Origin of the sequence: Arenibaculum sp. (assembly GCF_035998295.1) — a bacterium.
GTDB lineage: Bacteria > Pseudomonadota > Alphaproteobacteria > Azospirillales > Azospirillaceae > DASYHS01.
Window position 1 is genome coordinate 1 of record NZ_DASYHS010000090.1, and the last position, 3,916, is coordinate 3,916.

Annotated in this window: 2 protein-coding genes; both read right to left on the bottom strand. The window is 72.2% G+C overall.

Going from position 1 to position 3,916, the window contains the following annotated elements:
• Positions 1-986, bottom strand: a 986-nt coding sequence (locus tag VGO20_RS10240; RefSeq protein WP_327502232.1) for a condensation domain-containing protein, incomplete at its 3' end; no start/stop codon positions are given.
• Between the two features lie 47 nt (positions 987-1,033).
• Positions 1,034-3,916 (bottom strand): non-ribosomal peptide synthetase (locus VGO20_RS10245; RefSeq protein ID WP_327502233.1); only part of this gene is annotated, 2,883 nt, incomplete at its 5' end.

Sequence of the window (3,916 nt, forward strand, 5' to 3'; positions counted from 1 at the left end):
AGCGCCCAGCCCGCCAGCACCGTCATGAACAGCGTCGTCCCGTGCCGCTGGCCCAGCGCCTTCAGCCCGGCCGTCAGTTCCTCGTCCAGCTCCAGCCCCAGGAAGGCGCCGGCATAGTCCTGCTGCGCCGGCCGCCGCCGGTCGGTCGGCAGCTCCAGAAGCGCCGGCGCATCGGACAGCGTCTCGCGCCAATAGGCGGCCTGACGTTCCAGCGCGTCGCCCGCCAGCCAGCGCCGCTGCCACGCCGCGTAGTCGGCATACTGCACCGCCAGCGGCTCCAGCAGGTCCTCGCCGCCTTCCGCATAGGCGCGGTACAGCACGCTCAGCTCCCGGGCCATCACGCCCATCGACCAGCCGTCGGAGACGATGTGATGCATGGTGACCAGCAGCACGTGGTCGTCCGCGGCCAGCCGGATCAGCCGGCCGCGGATCGGCGGCCCCCGTTCCAGGTCGAACGGCAATGCCGCCTCGGCCGCCATCGCCGCGTCGAGCGCGGCCTCCGGATCGGCCGCGGATGACAGGTCGTGCCGCGTCAGCACGAAACCCTCGCCCCCGGCGTCGACGTGCTGGAACGGTTCCCCATCCACCTCCTCGAAGCGCGTGCGCAACGCCTCGTGGCGCATCACCAGGCGGTCGAGCCCTTTCCTGAGCGCCGTCTCGTCCAGCCGGCCGCGCAGCCGGAAGCCGCGCGGGATGTGGTAGGCCTCGCTGACCCGGGCCCCCATCCGCGACAGGAACCACAGGCGCTGCTGGGCGAAGGACAGCGGCGGGCGGTCGCCCCGGGGTGCCGCCGCCAACGGCGTCAGGGGGGCGCCCGAAGCCGCGTCGAGCAGGGCGAGGATGTCGTCGCGATGCTCCGACAGCCGTTCGCGCTCGGCCGGGGAAAGCGCGCCGCTCGGAGAGCGGAACCTCAAGGCCTCGCCGTCCCGCCAAAGCTGGACACCCCGGTCGCGCAGGGACAGCAGGAGATCTGAAACCGTGGTCAAGGTGGGCCTCGTGCTTGAAGTCTCGCTCGGGTCTTCCGGACGGCTGGTCACAGCACGCCCTCCTCGACGTGGTCGCCGCGCTCGAACCCCTTCTGCCTCGCCGAGTCGGCGATCCAGCCGGCGAGTACGGTCCGCTTCGCCAGGTCGGCCAGCCGGGGATGCGAGAAGAAGGCCGCCAGTTCCATGCCGACTCCCATCCGTCGCTGGACCTGCATGACCACGCGCACCGCCAGCAAGGAGTGTCCGCCGAGATCGAAGAAATCGTCGTTGCGGCCGACCCGCTCCACGCCCAGCACCTCGGCCCAGATCGCCGCCATCGTCTCCTCCACCGGCCCCGACGGTGCCTCATAGGCTTCGGATGCGTAGGCGTCGCCGTCCGGCGCCGGCAGCGCCTTGCGGTCGAGCTTGCCGTTCGGCGTCAGCGGCAGGGCATCGAGCCGGACATACGCCGCCGGCACCATGTAGTCCGGCAGGGCCGACGACAGATGCTCGCGCAGGGACGAAGGCTCCGCCGTGCCGGCATGGTAGGCGACGAGCCGGACGTCGCCGGGCTGGTCCTCGCGCGCCAGCACCGCCGCCTCGCGCACGCCGGGATGCTCCAGCAGCAGCGCCTCGATCTCGCCCAGCTCGATCCGGAAGCCGCGGACCTTGACCTGGAAGTCGTTGCGCCCCAGGAACTCGATGTTCCCGTCCGGCAGGTAGCGGCCGAGATCGCCGGTCCTGTACAGCCGATCGCCGTCGACGAACGGGTTCGCGGCGAAGCGCTGGGATGTCAGCTCCGGACGGTTCAGGTAGCCGCGCGCCACACCCGCCCCGCCGATCCAGATCTCGCCCGCCACGCCGGCCGGCACCGGCTCCATCCGCCCGTCCAGCAGGTAGAGCCGCGTGTTCGCGATCGGCCGACCGATATGCCCGACGAACCCGCTCCGCCGGTCCATCCGGACCCAGGTCGAATAGGTCGTCGTCTCGCTCGGGCCGTAAAGGTTGCAGACCTCCCCGACCGCCGTCGTGCGGAAGATCGCCTCCACCAGCGGCCGCTTCAGCGGTTCTCCGGCCAGGTTGATGCCCAGCACCGCGTCCGGCACCGCAGCCTCCTCGACCAGCGCCGCGACGGCCGAGGGTACCGAGTTGATCAGGCTGGGGGCGGCCGGTGACCGGCTCAGCGCCAGCGCGTCCTCGACCACCTCCACGGTGCCGCCCGCGGCCAGCGGCAGGAAGCACTCGTAGACCGACAGGTCGAAGCAGATCGAGGTCGAGAACAGCGTCCGGCCCAGGGTCCGCGCGGCGAACGCCCGGCGCCCCCACTCGATCAGGTTCACGGTGCTGGCGTGCTCGATCATCACGCCCTTCGGCACCCCGGTGGACCCGGAGGTGTAGATGACATAGGCGAGATTGCGGCTGGTCAGGCCCGGCACCCGAGGGTCCGTATCGGGTGCGGGCCCGTCCTCTTCCAGGTCCAGCACCGGCGGATGCGCCGCCTGCCCGGCCATTGCCGCCTCCAGCACGGCCCGAACCGGTCCGTGCGTCAGCGCCGCCACCGGCGCGCTGTCCTGGAGCATGAAGGCCAGCCGCTCGGCCGGATAGGCGGGGTCGAGCGGCACATAGGCCCCGCCCGCCTTCAGGACCGCCAGCAGGCCCACGACCATTTCCAGCGACCGCTCCACGCAGATCGCCACCCGGTCGTCGGGCTTCACGCCCAGCGCGCGCAGGCGGTGCGCCGCCCGGTTCGCCCGCGCGTTCAGCTCGCGGTACGTGAGCGTCGTGCCCTCGAAGGCGACCGCCGGTGCGTCGGGGCTGCGCGCGACCTGCTCCTCGAACAGCTCGTGGACGCAGCGCTCCACCGGATACGGCGCCGCGGTGTCGTTCCATTCCACCAGCAGCCGGCGGCGCTCCTCGGGCGGCAGGACGTCCAGCTCGCCGACCGGCGTGGAAGGGCGGCGCTCCAGCGCCTCGGCCAGGGTCTCCAGCGCCCGGTGCATCATGGCGCACACCCGCTCCGCGCTCACCCCGCCGCCGGCCTGCACCACCAGGGCGAAGTCCTCGCCGTAATCGTCGAGCGACAGGGTCAGGGGATAGTTCGTGCGGTCCTCGCCCCTGATCTGCTCGATCCCGGGCCAGGCTCTCAGGGCGTTCGCGACTTCCGGCCTCGCGCTGTGCCGATAGTTCAGGAGCGCGCTGAACAGCGGCGTCTGCGGCGCGACCGCGCTGCAGCGCTGGGCAAGGGCCAGGGACACGTTCTCGTGCAGCATCAGCTCACCCAGGACGCGGTGGGCTTCGACGACGCTGTCCTGCGCACCCGTCCCATCCAGCCGCAGGCGTATCGGCAGGGTGTTGATGAACATGCCCATGACCCGGTGGGCACCCTCGCCGCCCTGCATGCGACCGAACAGCACGGTGCCGAACACCGGGTCCCGCCGGCCCGAGGCCCGGGCCACGACCTGGCCCCAGGCGACGTGCATCAGGCTGGCCGGGCTGACCTTCAAGGCGCGCGCCGCGGACCGCAGGCGGCGCGACAGCCCTGCCTCGACCACGCGTCGCGCCTCGGCGATCCCGCCGCCGTCGCCGCGCACGTCCGTCAGCCCGAACGGCGCCGTCGGCTCGTCGACGTCGCCCAGCATCGACCGGAAGAACGCCTCGTGCTCCCCGGCGCCGATCCCCTGCCGCGCCTGGGCCACGAAGTTGCGGAACGGCAGCGGCGCCGGCAGCACGTCCCCACGGCCCAGCAGGTGCGGCTGGATCTCCGCTTCGATCAGCTCCAGGGTCGTATGGTCGATGGACAGATGGTGCAGCAGCCATACGCCGACCCAGCGGTCGCGGACCGGGTCGAACGCCACGGCGAGACGCATCATCGGGGCCCGGCGCACGTCCAGCCGGTAGTGCCGTGGACCGAACCGGTCCCGCAGCTGCTCCGCCACGTCGCCCGCACCCGG